The organism is Ruminiclostridium herbifermentans (assembly GCF_005473905.2).
Lineage (GTDB): Bacteria > Bacillota > Clostridia > Acetivibrionales > DSM-1351 > Ruminiclostridium > Ruminiclostridium herbifermentans.
In genome coordinates this window covers 4,552,887-4,570,935 of sequence record NZ_CP061336.1, presented here as the reverse complement: position 1 = coordinate 4,570,935, position 18,049 = coordinate 4,552,887, and the positions used below count along the sequence as shown (strand labels likewise).

12 protein-coding genes are annotated in these 18,049 nt (G+C 31.4%); 11 read left to right on the top strand and 1 reads right to left on the bottom strand.

The genetic code is table 11. The features are described 5' to 3' along the window. Nucleotides 1-264 precede the first annotated feature (264 nt). The 4 genes from EHE19_RS18580 to EHE19_RS18565 all read left to right on the top strand — a co-directional run bounded on the left by EHE19_RS18580 (nucleotide 265) and on the right by EHE19_RS18565 (nucleotide 8,460). Entirely contained in the window at nucleotides 265-3,318 is a 3,054-nt protein-coding gene (locus tag EHE19_RS18580; protein WP_137698637.1) for an Ig-like domain-containing domain, read from the top strand. Between the two features lie 131 nt (nucleotides 3,319-3,449). Then, the gene (locus EHE19_RS18575) at nucleotides 3,450-5,711 is read left to right on the top strand and encodes an S-layer homology domain-containing protein (protein WP_137698636.1); all 2,262 of its coding nucleotides are present in this window, start codon (nucleotides 3,450-3,452) and stop codon (nucleotides 5,709-5,711) included. Between the two features lie 166 nt (nucleotides 5,712-5,877). Then, on the top strand, nucleotides 5,878-7,146 hold the full coding sequence (locus EHE19_RS18570; RefSeq protein WP_137698635.1) for a TolC family protein: 1,269 nt from the start codon (nucleotides 5,878-5,880) through the stop codon (nucleotides 7,144-7,146). A 171-nt stretch (nucleotides 7,147-7,317) separates the two neighbouring features. Next, complete coding sequence (locus tag EHE19_RS18565) at nucleotides 7,318-8,460, top strand: TolC family protein (RefSeq protein WP_137698634.1); 1,143 nt, start codon at nucleotides 7,318-7,320, stop codon at nucleotides 8,458-8,460. A 386-nt stretch (nucleotides 8,461-8,846) separates the two neighbouring features. On the opposite strand, the gene EHE19_RS18560 is transcribed toward EHE19_RS18565, so the two are convergent. Further along, nucleotides 8,847-10,685, bottom strand: a complete 1,839-nt coding sequence (locus tag EHE19_RS18560; RefSeq protein ID WP_137698633.1) for an O-antigen ligase family protein — start codon at nucleotides 10,683-10,685, stop codon at nucleotides 8,847-8,849. 192 nt (nucleotides 10,686-10,877) lie between these two features. Here EHE19_RS18560 and EHE19_RS18555 point away from each other — a divergent pair, with 192 nt between their 5' ends. The 7 genes from EHE19_RS18555 to EHE19_RS18525 all read left to right on the top strand — a co-directional run bounded on the left by EHE19_RS18555 (nucleotide 10,878) and on the right by EHE19_RS18525 (nucleotide 18,049). Further along, nucleotides 10,878-11,381, top strand: a complete 504-nt coding sequence (locus EHE19_RS18555; RefSeq protein WP_137698632.1) for a winged helix-turn-helix transcriptional regulator — start codon at nucleotides 10,878-10,880, stop codon at nucleotides 11,379-11,381. A gap of 117 nt (nucleotides 11,382-11,498) precedes the next feature. Continuing rightward, complete coding sequence (locus EHE19_RS18550; RefSeq protein ID WP_137698631.1) at nucleotides 11,499-12,140, top strand: sugar transferase; 642 nt, start codon at nucleotides 11,499-11,501, stop codon at nucleotides 12,138-12,140. 27 nt (nucleotides 12,141-12,167) lie between these two features. Beyond that, entirely contained in the window at nucleotides 12,168-13,985 is a 1,818-nt protein-coding gene (locus EHE19_RS18545; RefSeq protein WP_137698630.1) for a heparinase II/III family protein, read from the top strand. Continuing rightward, on the top strand, nucleotides 13,982-15,199 hold the full coding sequence (locus EHE19_RS18540) for a glycosyltransferase family 4 protein (RefSeq protein ID WP_137698629.1): 1,218 nt from the start codon (nucleotides 13,982-13,984) through the stop codon (nucleotides 15,197-15,199). The genes EHE19_RS18545 and EHE19_RS18540 overlap by 4 nt, the downstream gene beginning before the upstream one ends. Nucleotides 15,200-15,302: 103 nt before the next feature. Then, nucleotides 15,303-16,163: an NAD-dependent epimerase/dehydratase family protein gene (locus tag EHE19_RS18535; protein WP_137698628.1), complete on the top strand. Its 861-nt coding sequence runs from the start codon at nucleotides 15,303-15,305 to the stop codon at nucleotides 16,161-16,163. A gap of 210 nt (nucleotides 16,164-16,373) precedes the next feature. Beyond that, complete coding sequence (locus EHE19_RS18530) at nucleotides 16,374-17,594, top strand: nucleotide sugar dehydrogenase (protein ID WP_137698627.1); 1,221 nt, start codon at nucleotides 16,374-16,376, stop codon at nucleotides 17,592-17,594. Beyond that, nucleotides 17,594-18,049, top strand: a complete 456-nt coding sequence (locus EHE19_RS18525) for a serine O-acetyltransferase (protein WP_137698626.1) — start codon at nucleotides 17,594-17,596, stop codon at nucleotides 18,047-18,049. Before EHE19_RS18530 ends, EHE19_RS18525 begins: the two co-directional genes overlap by 1 nt.

The window sequence follows — 18,049 nt, the reverse complement described above, 5'->3', positions numbered from 1 at the left end:
AGCAGGCGTGTTTATCACGACCTGCTTTGTTGCAGTTCTGTTACAAATTCTTTACACTTAAAAAGGGCTTGTTGACTGAAAAAAATACGGGTGATATAATAACTTATGAATCAAGATAGGTAAATTTAGCCAAAGTAGCGCTGGAAATACTAAGTCTTGAAAAATTGGTTTTATGAGTTGGGCTATATACGTGGGATGAGGCGTAGCCTACTCTAGTTTTACATAGCCCACCCGATACAAAATACACAAGGAGGATTTGAGAACATGAGAAATCTCAGAAAGTTAACCGCAGTTCTTTTAGCAGTAGCATTAGTGCTTACTTCTATGACTGCTGTATTCGCAGCTGACTCAGCTACAATAGAAAATGCTGATAAAGCTGTAGCGTTGAAAGATCTTGGTCTCTATGCAGGTCAAGATGCAAATGATCCTAAAGTAGGACTAGAAAATGCATTAACTACACAGGATTCATTAATATTTTTAGCAAAGTTATTTGGATACAATGATGCTGCTAATGCATTAACAGCTGACCAAGTAGCTGATGCTTTAGCTAAGTTTGATGATGCTGCTAGCATATCAGAATATGCTAAGAACGTAGTTGCTTATTCAGCAGCAAATGGTATTTTAAGTGGTTCAACTCAGGATGGTAAATTCTTTGTAGGAGCTAAGGATACTGTTACAGCTGCTAGATTTGCTACATTTATGCTCAAACAAATGGGTTACACTGTAGCAGATTACAAAGTTTCAGTTGCTCAGTTAGCAGAAACTAAGGGAAGCAAAGTTGATGCAACTATAACTGGCGACTTAACTAGAGATGCAGCAGTTGGTGTTATGTATGGTGCTCTTACTGCTGAAAAAGCTAGCGGAAAAACAGTTATCGCTGACATCGTTGGTGACAATGCTGATTTGAAAGCTAAAGCTGAAAAGTTAGGTTTATTAGAAGTTGCTCCAGTAGAAACTGCTGATTTAGCTGTTGAATCAGTTAAAGTATTAAACAACAAGCAGTTACAGGTTGTATTCAACCAGGAAATGGATGAAGAGTCAGTTGAAGATAAGGCTTCATACACAATAAAGGATAAGGGTGATGTTGAAAAAACTCTTACTGATGATAGTTGTGTATTAGGTGATGATAAGAAGACTGTTACTATAACTCTTGACAATTCTGTATTAGATTGCTTGACTAATGCAAGTAAAGCAAAAGTAACAGTTAAGAAAGATGTTAAGGCAGCTAATGAAAAAACATTAGGTGCAGACAAAGATTTTGAAGTAGAAGTACAGGATGGCTTAATACCTACAGTTAAAGAGATTAAGCATACTGGTGAAAAGAACATAAAAATTACTTTCTCAGAGCCAGTTTTAGAAGGTGGTTTAAATAGCAAGACATTGTCAAATTCTAATTTCGCAGTTAAGAGTGGAACATATACATATTATGTTCAGAATGCTGAATTATCATTAGACGTTATAAACTTAGAAGTTGGAACTAAGTTAATAGAAGGTCCAGTTACTGTTTCAATAAATGATGCAGGACTTGACAAGGCTAATGCAATTCAAGACTACGCTGGTTATAAAGTATTTAAAGGCGAACATACTTTTGACTATGTTAAGGATACTTCAGTAGCAGTTGTTACTGTAAAAGAAGCTAAGAAACTCTCAGTTAAATTAGGATTCTCTAAGCCAGTAAAGGCTGCAGATCTTCGTTTGTTCCATTCAGCTAAGAACGCTGCTAACTATCAGGCAGATGTAGTAACAACTGGTGGAAAATATGTTGATGAAATTGAGTTTAAGTTTGGTACTGCTAATCCATTACCAGCTGGAAATATTACTTTATACTTAGTAAATAGTGAAACTGATTCAAACAAGTTAGTTGATGGTTATGGAGTTAAAGTTCCTGATCAGACTCTTACAGCTACTGTAGTTTTAGATGAAACTGGTCCTACAGTTACATCAGTTAAACCAGATAAGAACTTAGGTGTTAAGATTACTTTCAATGAAGAGTTGGATGCTGATACTGCTAAAAAATCTTCAAACTATGCAATCAAAACAGTAAAAGATGGTAAAACTGTTTACTTCTCAACACCTGTATATCCTTTTGAAAGCAATAATAAGGTTGTTTATTTAGGAGTACCAGGAAAATTAGATGACAATACTGAATTTGAAGTAGTTGTTAAAAAAGCAATTGAAGATGCTGCTGGAAACAAAATGGAAAATGACTATGTAACAACATTTACTACTGGCGATAATACAGCACCAGAAATTGACTTAGATGGTTGTTATGTGGTTGAAAATGATGGTAAAATTTATATCAAATTCTCTGAGCCAATGAATGAAGCTCAGATGCTAGATAAGTCAAACTATATGGTTTACGCAGATACTACTAAAGCGGGTGGTTATCGTGCACTAGACGATGATGACAAGGTTTCTAAGATATCAGATAAAATTGTCCTCATTGACTTAGACGAAAAAGTTAAAGCGCCTAATGTAAAGATTGCTCCAATCATGGACTTAGCAAACAAGAGATTGTATGATAGCGTTGATTCAGTTATAATTGAAAACATTGGTGTTGAAAAAGTAGAATTTAAGTCTGCAGAATTGTTTGAAGCAAACAAAATTAAACTTGTATTCAATACAAAGCTAGACAAATTCAGTAATCCAGATATTTCATTAGTTTCTACTACTGGAAGTTCTCTAAGAATAGCATCAGTAGAGTCACAAACAATAAATGATGATGGAAATACTGAGATAGTATTAGTTCTTGATCAAGATATCAATACTGATGCAACATATACTAATAAGGATACTGAAGTAACTTCAAAAGTATATATTGCTTCAAAAGGTGATGGTATAGGCACAAAATCAGTATCTGGTACATTATTAACTGCTAACATGAGTATCGAAGTTACTGATAAAACAGCTCCTAAGATCGCTAAGGTTAAGTTCAAGGATGACGATGATGAAACAGCAAAAGTTTACGTTTTAGGATACACAATTTATGACGAAGCACAAAAGCAGGATGTAGAATATATACCAGATTACGATAAGGTTAAGAAGGGTGTTTATGCATATATAGCACTCGAATTCTCCGAGGAAATGGATATCTACTCTATGTCAAAACTTACATTTACAGTTGATGGATATACTGTATTAGACATATTACAATTAGATGCTAATGTATTTGTATTAGTAGCTAGAGCTAAAGAAGACAATACTGCAGCTAAGACTACTGTAACACAAGTTTACAATATCTCTGATATGAGTGATAATGTATTGGCATCAGGTTCTACTTGGACAGTAAGAGATATAAGTGAACTTCCTAAAAAGTAATTTTGTTCTTAAGTAATTAAAAAGCTGAGACTTATGTCTCAGCTTTTTTTATATATAATTATAAAAAAGTATGGTATTATTAAAACAAATGATAAAAACTTACGTATATATATTTAAGGGAGGGTTCGATAATGTACATAAGAAAAATAGCCGCGGTGGTAATTTCAGTTGGGATTATACTATCAAGTGTAACTGCAGCATTTGCTCAAGATATTTCAGATTTACAGATGACAGCAGATAAACTTAATAAGATAGGTGTTATTGCAGGAGACGGAAATGGTAATTATAACCTAAGTGGGAGTTTAAAAAGAACTGAAGCAGCGACCTTTATAACTAAGCTAATGGGTAAAGATACGTATGTTAATGAAAATAAAGATAGTTTAGCAAATACTGTGTTTAGTGATGTAAAGAAAACAGACTGGTTTGCACCATATGTAGGTTTTTGCTACATAAATGATATTATTGATGGATATGACGGAAAGTTTGGCACAAAGGATAACCTAACAGAACAAGCATTTCTTGTTATGATACTGAAGTTATTGAAATACACAGGAGCAGAGGATATAAAGTGGAATGACAATGTATTTTATACTGCATACGAGGTGGGACTGGTAACTGACCAATTATATTTAACTAAGAAGAGAGATGATGGCTCGGCTTATACCAGAGGACAAGCAGCTACCGTAATGTATAGAGCATTAAATACAAAGTTAAAAGGACAGAACATAACACTATTGCAATCATTAATTGAAAGTGGTGCAATAAAAAGAGATGTTGCTATATCAGCAGGTATATTAGTAGACACAGTTGAAACAAAGATTCAAGAAATATCATCAGTAAATGGTAGAAAAATAATTGTTAAGTTTAATGAAACAATTAATTCTATTGATGAAAATAATATTAGAATATATGAGGAAGATAATGTAAATAATAACTTGGCAGTATCAATTAAATCTCATTCAGGTACACAGATAGAAATTGAAACAAATACACAGCTTCCTAATAAAGTATATAAAGTGGAAATTGTAAATGTTGAAGACCTTGAAGGAAATATTTCAGGTAAATTAACAGGAACCTTTACTGGATATACTTTAGTTGCTGTTGAATCTGATTTGTTTAAAATAAGCAAGGTTGAGCAAATAGGAAGTAATGAAATTTATACATATTTTACACAGCCAATAAATGAAAACGTAGAATTTGCTCCGTATTATGAGATATATCAAAACGGAGAACTTTATGCAGATGGAGATTATCTAACTATTAGTTTTGCTGGAGAAAAAAATGTAGCATCTATTATATCAAAGGGTAAAAGTTTTTCAGCGAATAAAGAATATACTCTTAAGATATCAGGAAAACTGGTAGGCGCTTACGGAACATACTTAGGGGATGGAGATGGAGATAGCTTCTCATTCATTGGAAAAGACATGTTAGCATCTTCGCTTACTTTAGAGAAAATTACAGTACTTAATGGTAAGAGTATTCAACTTGATTTTAATAGGCAAATACATTATTTAAGAGCTGAACAGGTATACAGCTATAGTGTTACGAATAGTAAGAAACATCCTATTGAGGTTGAAAAGGCGGAGTTAATAAGTGATCGTGTGTCAAACGGTAAAAGTGTTGTATTGACCTTAAAAACTGCTTTTGATGTAAAAGAGACTTATAACATTATGATAAATTGTATTCAGGACTCAACTAAGCAGTTTGCCATTGAAGAAACGCAATATACTTTTAGCGGATATTATACAATGCCTGAAAAGCTTGCTATAAAGTCTGTTAAAGTAATTGACTCTGGAACAGTAAGTGTAACATTTAATAAACCAATAGATTATAATACTGGTTCGAGTATTTTTAACTACCAGATTCGTAATATGTCAGATAAAATTGGTCGAACACCTGGTAAAGTTAAATTTACAAGTGCAGACCAAACCAGTGTTCAATTATTCTTAAAAAAAGATGACTATTTAGTTGATAATACACCTTTTGAGATAGAGGTTCTTGGTAGTATGAAGGATTACTCCGGAGCAAATCTTGGTAATCCGATCACTCAGTCAGTATTTGTCAGTAAGGCAATTGACACTGAATTAAAAATTATTGATGCAAAAATAGTTGGAAAGGATACTGTTAAGGTTACTTTCAACAGAGAAATTTCCAATGAGTTGGCTAATCTCAAGCCTCAAAATTATGGCATAGAGTATTATGAGAATGGAAAGCTTTATAAAAAGGTACCAATTGCAATTACATATTTTGATGATAAAACGCTAGTTTTCAGGTTCGATAATATGATTTTAAGTAATGAATATGTATTTTCTTATGGTGTGATTATGGACTATGCAGGTAATATAATAACAGGTCGTGATAAGGATAAAGTAATAATAACACAAGGTGAATAATTGATAAGTATTTACAAATGGATTTAGTTGGTTTGAGTGGCAAGGCATATAAAATAAAGCAGGAGAAGCTTAAGCATTTACAAAATTAAGCTTCTCCTGCCCAAGTATATTGAATCTTAATTAGAGTATAAGATAAAGATATTGGTAAAGGAGGAATGTAAGGCATATGCAAAAAAGGAAGCTGGCAGGACTGCTTTTAACATTTTCTGTAGTTGTAAGTCTGTTTAGTCCAGTATTTGCAGTGGAGCAAGAAGTAAAAGCAGAGCCTATAGTGCTATCACTTGAAGTGGCTCAACAAAAAGCAGTTGAAAATGACAACAGTATTATTAAAACTAATAGAACAATTAAAAATCTAATTGAAAACAATGATTATACCTATAAAGAAGGGCTATTTGATATTTCTGACGCTGCCGATAGTATTGATGACCTATATAATAGATTAAAAAATGGAAGAGCTATGAATAGTCAGGAATATGGAAAATTATGTATACTTTATACTATGTATGGAGATACAGAGTATTTCAGTGGGAAAGAGGATTTAACAAAATACATGAATCCTAATAGATTTGCCAAATATTCTTTATGGGCAAATGTAATGAAGCTTAGCCTTAGCAACCAAATAACAGAGGATACTATTAGATATCAGACTAGAGTATTGTATGATAACATATTATCTATACAGGGTCAGCTTGAAAATTTTAAAAGGTCAGTTGAACTGCAGGAAAAAATGTATAAACAGCAAAAAAGCAGGTATGATGTAGGAGAATTGTCAAAAGTAACAATAGATACTGCTTATAAGCAGCTACAAATAAGCAGATTAGAAGTAAATAAACTTACTCGCACAATAGATAATTTGGAAATGGATTTGAAGAGATTGATAGGGCTCCCAATCGACAGCCAAATAGTGTTAAGTGACTATAGTAAAAATAATATAGAGAAGCTTGAAGATTATGATACATATTTAAATAGAGCTTTAATAAATAGAAATGAAATACTGTTAGCTAAGATAAATTATGGAGTAGCTAAGAATGAGGCATATACAGTAAATGAAGCCTATTCTAATAACCCTTGGAATGTAAGTACACAGCTAAATAAAAGTTTTGCTGAACAGAAAATTAACGAGGCAGAACTTTCAATAAGTATTAGTAAGGAAACAGTTTTGCAAAGTATTAATACTGCTTATATTGATGCTAAGTATAAAAAAGAAGAAATGGATATCTGTAAAGCGAAATTGAATTATGAGAATGAGCAATATCGAATTACATCAGAAAAGTATAAAAACAAACTTATAAGTGAGACTGAACTAAAAAATAGAGAAATAGGTAAGTTGTCTGCACTAACAGCATATAACGATGCAGTAAGAGCTTATAATTTATCTGTAACAAGCCTGCAGCAAGCGTCAGGGCTAGGAATAGCTTCAATGGCTGATGCTTAGTGGATTGATTTAATGCTGATAGAGGCTTTAAAGTGTAAGTGAGAAAACTTCCCAAAATATAAATAATGGTTAAAGTTTATTGCTAGAGTTTTATTAAATGCAAAAATGAGCAGCTGTCTAAAAAAGACAAGTCTTTAGACAATTGAATTTACGAGAGGAAGGGTTTACTATATGAGAAATAAACTTAAAATGAGATTGTCGATGTTATTGGCTATTTTAATGATATTTCAATATTCCTTTGTTTCAGCAGAAGAGACAAAAGAAATTAAAGAGTATGATTTGCAGACTGCTATTGATACCGCAATAGCAAGTAGCAACAGTTTAAGGCTTTTTGATGAGAAAATAAAAAATGCAACTGATATTTATCACCGCTATAATGAGTTGGCTGTTTCATCTAAAAACGCTGCAAAGTTAACCAGACAAGAATTAATGTACACTAACGATCAATATTTTATTGAGAAAGAGAGAATTGAACGCTTATACCCAGAACAGAAAAAAAATGATTTAAATAATTTAAAATATCAAAAGCAAAACAAAATAATAGATATAAAGCTAAATGTAACAGAGAGTTATTTTACATTATTATCAATTAAGAAGCAAATTGCTTATCAGAATGCACTAATAAGCAGGTTAGAGGCAGATTTAAAAGTTAAGAAGAATGATGTAGCATTAGGTAGAAGTGTAGAAAGTGCTGTTACTGAGATTGAGTTAGACATAAAGAAAGCAAATAATGCACTAGTCCAGTTATCTAGGGAGGAAGAAAAAGCAAAAATGTCTCTTAATTCTTTATTAGGAAGACAAATTACTGAAGATATACAAATAAAAGATATGGATATACCTGAGATAGAGTATGACAATATTGACATTAAAGCTATAATTGAAGACAGACAAAAAAATAACAATAAAATTAAAGACATAAAATTTCAGATTGAGCAAGCAATACTTGAAGCTGAAATTGTAGAAAAAAATACAAATAGAGAGGATCCCGTTGAACTAGTCTCTTTGGAAGACGTAAGATTAAATCAGGAATATGCTCTAAAGGATGAACTTATAAATATAGAAAAATATATCTACCAGCAAAACAATACTATTTTAAATTTGAAAGATGAGATAGAGATTAAGAGATTAAACAAGGAAATATGCGATAAAAATCTTGAAATAGCACAAGAAAAATTAAGGTTAGGATTAATGAGTAAATCATCTTTAAATGCAATAATTGATGCAGCAGAGCAAGCAAATATTGCATATTTGAAGTCAAAATTAGATTATTATCTAGAAGTACAGAGATTTAATGCATACATAGAGAAGCAGTAGCAAATTGTATCGAGGAAAGATATGTATCACATATAGCAGCGTGTAACGCATTTGTTTAAAGACGAAAGGAATTTAGCCTCGATGAAATACCACAGATGTAATAAAGTTTCTCTATATAAAATAAGCATAATCTTTATACAAGTAGTTATAGTTGCTTGCAGATAGCATATAAAATATTCTCAAGTATGGTGGAGCTATCTTAATTTTATTTAAATATACACAAAGGGGCTTTTGTTCTGTAATAGAACAAAGCCCCTTTGTGCTTCTAAAAAATTTGCAAAAAATTGAATTAAATAAACAATGCTGCACGTACAGTGTTACCACCTTAGTTATGATAAGAATTTATAAATCAATGAGAAGTAAAATTATTTTTATCACTTATAAGCTTATTTCTTTCTATTCTGAGGGAACTGCTGCTGTACTGCCTCGCCTACCACTGTTTTAGAGTATAATCTGTTGCATGCAATTCCCATTCCTATAAGAATCCAGAATATTGGACTGACATTTATATTGCTGTCATTACCTAACCCGCATACCAGGAAGCCAATTACAGATAGCAAACAAGCAATTCCAGCCATGTAATAAAAGTTATCAGAATCTTTTGGCCTAAAATATAATCTGAAAGATTGTACGATGTACCAAACTACAAAAACTAAAAATGCTATTAAAGAAACAACACCAGTATTAATAGCCATATGCAAATACATATTGTGAGGTTTATCTACTAAGGTATTAGCTTTTTTAAACGTCATAATCTTGCCTTTAAAATCATTTTGAGGGAAATAAATTGTATAAGTGTCTGGACCATGACCAAGTAAAAAAGTGTCTTTCATAAGTGGTATAGACCTTGACCATATATATCCCCTATTTGAAGCAAACTTTTCATAGCCTTCAAATCCAAATGACTCAGCAGTTTTAATATCAACTGGTTTACCTGCACTATTAACAAATTTAAAAGAACCAGTATTGTCAATAGTAACATAGTAACTAGTGTTTGGTGCTGAAATTTTAAAGGTAGCTCCATTAATACTAATGGTTAAACCAATATACTGGGTATGTTTAAAATTCAAAAAATCTTTGTTATCATCTGTTGTTCTCAAGTTGACATCTTTACCGCTTTCATCCAAAAAACTGAGTGTGCTGTCTTGATTATCAAATATGACATTCAATGGAGTACCATTCATATAAATAGTCATCTTATTTCCATCAAGAGTCATATCAGTGAGTCTTTTGTATTTTCCCTTAACTAATTCAGGCTCATCTGCTTGTTTAGGTAAAAAGTTACTTAATTCATTTGTAATTATGCCAGAATAGTTATAGTTTAATATAACAAGAACACCAGTACAGCAAATGACGACGACAAGAACAGGTATCCAGTATTTTAAAATCTTTTTTCTTAATAAAACAACAACAAAAAGCATAGAAGTGAAAACCCCAATATATCCAGTACTTGAGCGACAAAATATAAGGGTAATTAAAACAAGGGCAGATAAAATACCCGAGAATATTTTAATATATTTATTCTTTGATAATAGAAGAATAATAATACATATAGGTAATACCATAGAACAAAAGCTGCCAACATAGTTTGGGTTAAATAGTGTAAGGTAGACATATTTTGTTGGGAAGGCAAATTCCAATGATTTGGTTAAGCTTTCATATTCACTTGGAAGCATAGCATGCTTCATAAAGCTTGTCTGAAGAAAATCATATCCGAAGAACTGAGAAATTCCTAAAATACATAAAATAAAAGTACAGATACCAAGAGATCCAAATAATAGTTTGATATCCTTTTCAAAAGTTATAAAGTGAGCTGCTATAAAACAAACTATAAAATAGCAGGCAATAACCCAAAAACCTTCAAATCTATCAATAAAGCCATTGTAAGCAATATCATGATATTCAGAGAAGGAAGAGGACAGTAACGATAATAAAAAATAAACAATCAATGGTATAAAGCAATAATTTAATTTGAAATTAATCTTCTTATTATATGCATAGAATACAATAAAAAAAAAGGATAAAACCGTAAAAACCTTAAACCATAAAGCTTTATAATAGGAGAAAAAATCGAAAACTGTTTCTGTGGGGTAAAACTCACTTGTTATACCTTCTATAGTAATTGGTTTCATATAAACAATCATTGGAATTATAAGAAGAATTAAGGCCAATGGAATTAATTTAATAAAACTATCATTCGCAACTGCTTTTTTATGTTTACTCAATTTTATATCAGCCACCTTTCAATATTTTTACTTAGTTAGTTTAACACATATTAAGAATTAAATAAATATTTACAATATATAAAATTGGAAGGTCAAAAATAAATTAGGAGAATATTGGAATGCGTTGACAAAATTGATTTCAGTAGAGTATAATTTTACGTGTTCATTAATTAAACACATGAGAGTGAAAAAATGGATAAGGAATACATTGTTTTAAATGAAATAAGTAAAAATCCAGAAATTACTCAAAGAGAGTTATCAAAGCTGATACGCTGTTCTGTTGGAACTATAAATATTCTATTAAACAAAATGGTAAATAAGGGACTTATTAAGATAAAACGAATGCCAATGAATAGAATAATTTATATGCTTACTCCAATGGGAATTGTAGAAAAGATTCAAAAGACAAGTAGCTATATAAAGAGTAACTACAATTATATGATTGAAACTCAAGAGAAACTTCGAACAGAATTAGAAAAATTAGTGGATAAAAATGGAGTAATATACGTAATAGTGGAAGAAGATGAAATAAGTAAACTTGTTAGATTATCTATAAAAGAGAATAATAAAATTAAGTTTATTACAGATAAAGAAAGTTGCGATAATTCAAAACTAGTTGTGGTTTTGAGTATTGATAATTATAATAAGTTTAAGGAAAAATATGGAAAAATAGTAAATATACTAGAATTAATATGACTATTATTAAATAGAATTTCATTAATAGAGTTTTATTTGCAGGTCATAATTAGGTGTTTATATTATATATTTAAAGTATATATTTAGCTTGCTTATAAAAAAGAAAGGTGATTACAAATGTATTTAATTATTAAAAGAGTTATGGATTTTTTTATTGCATTTTTGGCATTAATCATTCTTTCTCCTTTGTTTTTAATTCTGATTATTGCTATTAAGATTGACTCTAGAGGACCAGTTCTTTTTAAACAAAAGCGCGTTGGAATTAATGTAACGTATTTTAATATACTAAAATTTCGTACTATGAGGATAGATACACCTAAGGATACACCTACACACCTTCTTGGAAATCCGGAGCAATATATAACAAGAGTTGGAAAATTTCTGCGAAAGACAAGCCTTGATGAACTTCCGCAGATTGTGAACATACTCCTAGGAGAAATGTCCATTATAGGTCCGCGTCCAGCGCTTTGGAATCAGTATGACTTAATTGCAGAAAGAGATAAATATGGTGCTAATGATATTAAGCCCGGACTTACAGGATGGGCTCAAATTAATGGCAGGGATGAACTTCCAATTGAAGTTAAGGCAAAGCTGGACGGTGAATATGTGAAAAAACTTGGATTTTGGATGGATATTAAGTGTTTCTGTGGTACAATAATTAGTGTTGTCAAGGGATCTGGTGTTGTTGAAGGAGGAACAGGCTCCTTACAGAAGGGAAAAAATATAGAAGAAGAGACAAAGCAAGAGGAAAGATTATAGTGAAATAAAAGCATTTGGAGGTATTTGATGAACAATAAAATAGAACTATATATAAATACAATTAAGTATCTCAAACCCTCACAAATGTACCATAGAGTAATTAATAGATTTAATAGAAAATTTAACAAATGGAAACAGCCAATATTCAATACACCTGTTGAAATAAAATTACAAACGGATATTAATTCGGATATTAATTTTTTTTTGATTCCAGAAATAGAGTTTGACAAAGAATATTTAGCTAGATTTGATATTGATGAAATTTTAAACAATCAGTTTAAGTTTATTAATATAAAAAATAAGGTTGATTTGTCAAAAGCGTGGAATAGCGTTGATTTACAGCAACTATGGAGATATAATCTACACTATTTTGAATATGTATTCAAGCTGGCCTATGAATATAAAAAGGGTAACAACCCACAGCTATATTATAATGAATTTAAACGATTAATAGAAAACTGGATAGACAATAATCCCATTGGCTATGGAGATGGATGGCATCCCTATACTATTTCATTGCGAATTTCCAATTGGATATCTGTATATCCGATATTTCAGGATGAATTAAAGAAAGACTTAGATTTTGATAAAAAAATAAAAGAATCTATACAACTACAATATGTATACTTAAAAAGTAATCTTGAGAAAGATGTTTTAGGCAACCACTATTTTGAGAATATAAAAGCTCTTATTATTGGAAGTATCTTTTTTAATGATTCAGAAATACAAGAAAAGTTTAAGAAGGAACTTCTTTTACAGTTGGATGAGCAAATTTTAGAAGATGGAATGCATTTTGAGTTAAGCCCAATGTATCATAAAATAATTTTGGAAGATTTGATTAAAATAACTCATTGGCTTAAAAATGATTCAATTTATGAGCGGTTAATTATATATATTCAAAAAATGATAGATGTAATGTATAGCTTAGAAGACAATTTTGGTAAGACACCAGCCTTCAATGATAGTGCAGACGGTATAAGCAAGGATTATAAGAGCCTTTTAACGGCTTGCGCTAAGCATTTTAATTTGAAGCCTCGATTTAAGAGCAATTTAGAGAATAGCGGCTTTTATATTTTAAAAAATAATAATTCTAAGCTAATATTTGATACAGGTGATATATGTCCATCTTACTTACCAGCACATGGACACTGTGATGCGCTTAGCTATGAACTTTCAGTAAATAATCGGCCTTTGATTGTCAATTTAGGTACCTATAAATACGAAAGTGGTGAATGGAGAGACTATTTCAGAAGCACCAAAGCCCATAATACAGTTATGATTTCAAACAAGGAACAGTCACAATTTTGGGGCAGCTTTAGAGTGGCAAAACGCATTAAGGAAGTGGGCAGAAAGCAATTTTTATATAAAGATATTAAGTTTTATGCAGGAAAATATACATCTTATCATGGGTATACACACAAACGATTTATTGGGAAGTTAAGTGATAATATATTTATAATATTAGACTCTGTTGAAATGGTATCAGACACGTGTGTGAAAAGCTATCTTCATTTTTTGCCAGGAGCGATAATAGAAAATATTAATAAAACTGAAAGCAATAGAAATATAGTAAGTATTACTTTTGACCAAGAGATTGTTAAAATAGCAACAATAGGAGTAAATGAAATAGATATAGAGCAGAGTTGGTACTCAGGGCAGTTTAATGTAAAAGAGGAAAACAAGGCAATAGTATTTAGCAAGAGCAAAGACAGTAAAAAGTTTTTTGGATATATTATAGCTTTAAGTGATAGTAATTATGAAGCCATTGAAGCAGAAAATGAATTAAAAATAAAATGTGATAAAGAAGTAATTATAAACTATGATGAATTGGGAGCAATGCTATGAAAATAGTTGTGATATGTCATTATTTTCCACCAGAAATAGGAGCACCTTCAGCAAGAATTTATGAAATGGCAAGACATTGGGTTGAGTTGGACAATGAAGTACATGTTGTGACATGTTTTCCCAATCATCCTACAGGAATAATACCTGAGGAGTATAGAGGCAAAAAATATATGTATGAACTTTTAAATGGTATTCATGTACATAGAAATTATGTATATGCAACACCAAATAAAGGATTTGTAAAAAAGACTTTAGGACATATATCTTTTATGTTTTCATCAGTAATATTTTCTATGAAGAAGATAAAAAAGCCTGATGTAATTATTACAAGTTCCCCTACATTTTTCTCTATTTTTTCAGGCTATTGGTACAGCTTAAGAAAAAAGGCACCATTTATTCTTGAAATAAGAGATTTATGGCCAGCTGCTATGATTGAACTAGGAGTTATGAAAAAAGGACTTGTAACAGATATTTTAGAAAAGCTGGAGTTGTTTTTTTATAGAAAAAGCAAGAAACTAATAATGGTAACAAAGGCTTTTAAGGAAAATGTTATTAGCAGGGGAATTGATGGAAATAAAGTTCATGTCATAACAAATGGTGTTAATCAAAATATGTTCTATCCAAGAAAAAAGAATGAATTTATTATAAAAAACTATGACCTAAAAAATAAATTCATTGTATCTTATATGGGAGCACATGGGATATCACAAAATTTGACCACAATATTAAAGGTGGCACGATCATTAAAAGAATACGAAGATATTCAGTTTTTGTTTATAGGGGAAGGGGCTGAAAAGGATCAACTAAGAGAAACAGCGAAGGAATATAATCTTAATAACGTTATTTTTATTGATTCTCAGCCTAAAGAAATGATGCCAGAATTTTATTGTACATCAGATATATGTTTGATTCCGCTTAGAAAAATTGAATTGTTTAAGACATTTATTCCTTCAAAGATGTTTGAAATTATGGCATGTGGTATTCCGATTATTGCAAGTTTAGAAGGGGAAGCAGCTGATATATTAAAAGAATCAAATGCAGCCATAGTTGTAGAACCTGATAATTGTGAGGAGATAAAACAAGCTATTCTCAAGCTTAAAAACGATAATGAATTATTTAATAAATTAAAAGAAAATGGGCCTGCTTTTGTTGAGAAAAACTATTCAAGAAAAAGCCTAGCAGAAAAATATTTAGAAATTATACGAAATGCATAACAGAGTAGTAAATGAAATAAATTTAGAATCGCGTATTGCATATCATTATGCACCATGAGCATTTCACTGTGAATTTATTAGGAAAGGTGGCATAGAAGTTAAAATGATTTTACTAACTGGAGCTACTGGCTTTCTAGGTGAATTTGTTTTGAAGGAATTAACTGACAGAGGTTATGAGGTTACTTGCTTTGTAAGAAAGACCAGTAATCTCAATACTATAAATGAGTTGAATGTCAAATATATCTTTGGTGAATTGGATGACTACAATTCAATCTGCAAGGCATTAGAAGGGAAAGATGCTTTGATTAATATTGCGTCTTTAGGTTTCGGACATGCTCCTAATATTGTAAATGCCTGCAAACAAATGAAGGTTAAAAGGGCAGTATTTGTAAGCACTACGGGGATATTTACGAAACTGAACCCCGATAGCAAGGCAATAAGGCTAGAAGCTGAAAGACTAATAAAGGAAAGTGGATTGGATTATACAATAATAAGACCTACTATGATTTATGGTACTCCAAGGGACCGTAATATGTGGAGATTAATTAAATATCTGAAAAAAATAAATATTATACCTATATTAGGGGATGGTACTTATTTGCAGCAGCCAGTATATGTGAAAGATTTAGCTGATGCTATTGTAAAAGCATACGAAAGCCCTGTAAGTATTAAAAAGGAGTATAATATATCTGGAGCCAAAGCCCTTACTTATAATGAGGTTGTTGATTTAACGGCAAAAGCACTGGGCAAGAAAGTAATAAAGATACATGTGCCATCAAAGCTTAGCTATAATTTATTAAGAGCTTATGAAAAGGTATCCAAAAAGCCTATACTGAAGGCAGAACAAGTGCTTAGGCTAAATGAGAATAAAGCTTTTTCACATGAAGAAGCAAAAGCAGATTTTGGATACAGTCCCACTACTTTTGAAGAAGGGATATCGCTTGAGACTAAGTTCATAAAATAAGCACTTATATAAATTTTATTGGTAGAATAAAGAAGTTTAATATATGAGATAATATTACTAAAATAATTGTTTGAAATTATATTAGTAACTTATTCAGCTTTTCCAGTTGAAAAGTCGCGGGTGTTAAACTTATCAATGGATAGTTGGATTAGAAATAATTGCATGAATTTGATTTATAAATATATAACTACGTGAAAGAAAGGGATTAATATGGTTAATGTAATCGGACTTGGCTACATAGGGCTACCTACTGCATTAATGTTAGCGACGCATGGTGTTGAGGTTGTTGGAACTGACTATAATAAAGAACTTGTTTCTCAGCTAAATGCTGGAGAGATAACCTTTGAAGAAGAAGGTCTTTATGATTTATTTGTTAATGCCATTTCAAAAGGTATAAAATTTTCTACAGAATATATATCTACAATGGTATATATTGTTGCAGTACCTACTCCTTACGATAAAAATAGTAAGAAAATAGATGCTTGCTACGTTATACAAGCTGTAAAAAATGTAATGGAAGTTTGCCCTAAAGGTGCAATTGTAATTATTGAATCTACGGTTTCACCAGGAACAATTGACAAATTTGTACGTCCAATTGTAGAGGCTAATGGTTTCGTAATAGGAGAAGATATTCATCTTGTTCATGCACCAGAACGAATTATTCCAGGTAATATGGTGTATGAATTAAAACATAATTCAAGAACTATAGGTTCAGACAGTAAAGCTATTGGAGAAAGAGTGAAAGAACTTTATTCTTCATTCTGTGAAGGAGAAATTGTTGTAACTGATATCAGAACTGCTGAGATGACAAAAGTTGTAGAAAATACATTTCGAGATATAAATATTGCATATGCGAATGAGCTCGCTAAAATATGTCATAGTGATAATATGGATGTTTATGAAATAATCCGAATTGCAAATAAGCATCCGCGTGTTAATATTCTTTCTCCTGGACCTGGTGTAGGCGGACACTGTATTTCTGTTGACCCATGGTTTTTAGTAGGTGATTATCCTGGATTGGCTAATATTATTCTGGCAGCAAGAAAGATTAATGATTCCATGCCTGAATATGTACTTGAGAGAATTCACGATATTATGAAGGAGAAGGGTATAAAGGATGTTTCACGTGTAGGTCTATATGGACTTACCTATAAAGAAGATGTTGATGATGTACGTGAAAGTCCTACACTACAGATGCTTAGATGTATGGAACGACATCTTGCAAGTGGCGTCAAGGTTTATGACCCTTGGGTTAAGAAGGATATTGTTGAAAATCAGTATCATGATTTTGATGAATTCTTGAATAATGTAGATATCGTAGTTATTTTGGTTGCACATAGTGAAATTAAAGAAAAGATGTACAAGCTTAAGGGAAAGATTATTCTTGATACAAGAAATATTTGTGATCTTGAGGGGAGATACAGACTTTAATGAATGCTATAGATTTATATAAATTAGGACATTGGTGCTATAAGAGAAGGATTCCTGTTATTCCACAAATCACCAAGGGGCTAATATTTCTGCTGTTTAATTCCGTAGTACCATATTCGGCTGAGATTGGAAATGGAAGCCGATTTGCTTATGGCGGCATTGGTGTTGTTGTACATAGCAGAGCTATTATCGGAGAGCGTGTAATAATTGGACAGGGTGTTACCATTGGTCGATCGCTCGACCCTGAAGATATACCTACAATTGGGGATGATGTATATATCTCTGCTGGTTCGAGAATAATTGGGAAAATTAGAGTTGGTAATAATGTTATTATTGGAACTAATTCTGTTGTAAACAAGGATGTTCCAGATAATTGTATTGTAGCAGGAGTGCCGGCAAAAGTTATTAGAAATATTGATACGAAAATATGGTCTTTGTTGAAGAATATTTTTTAG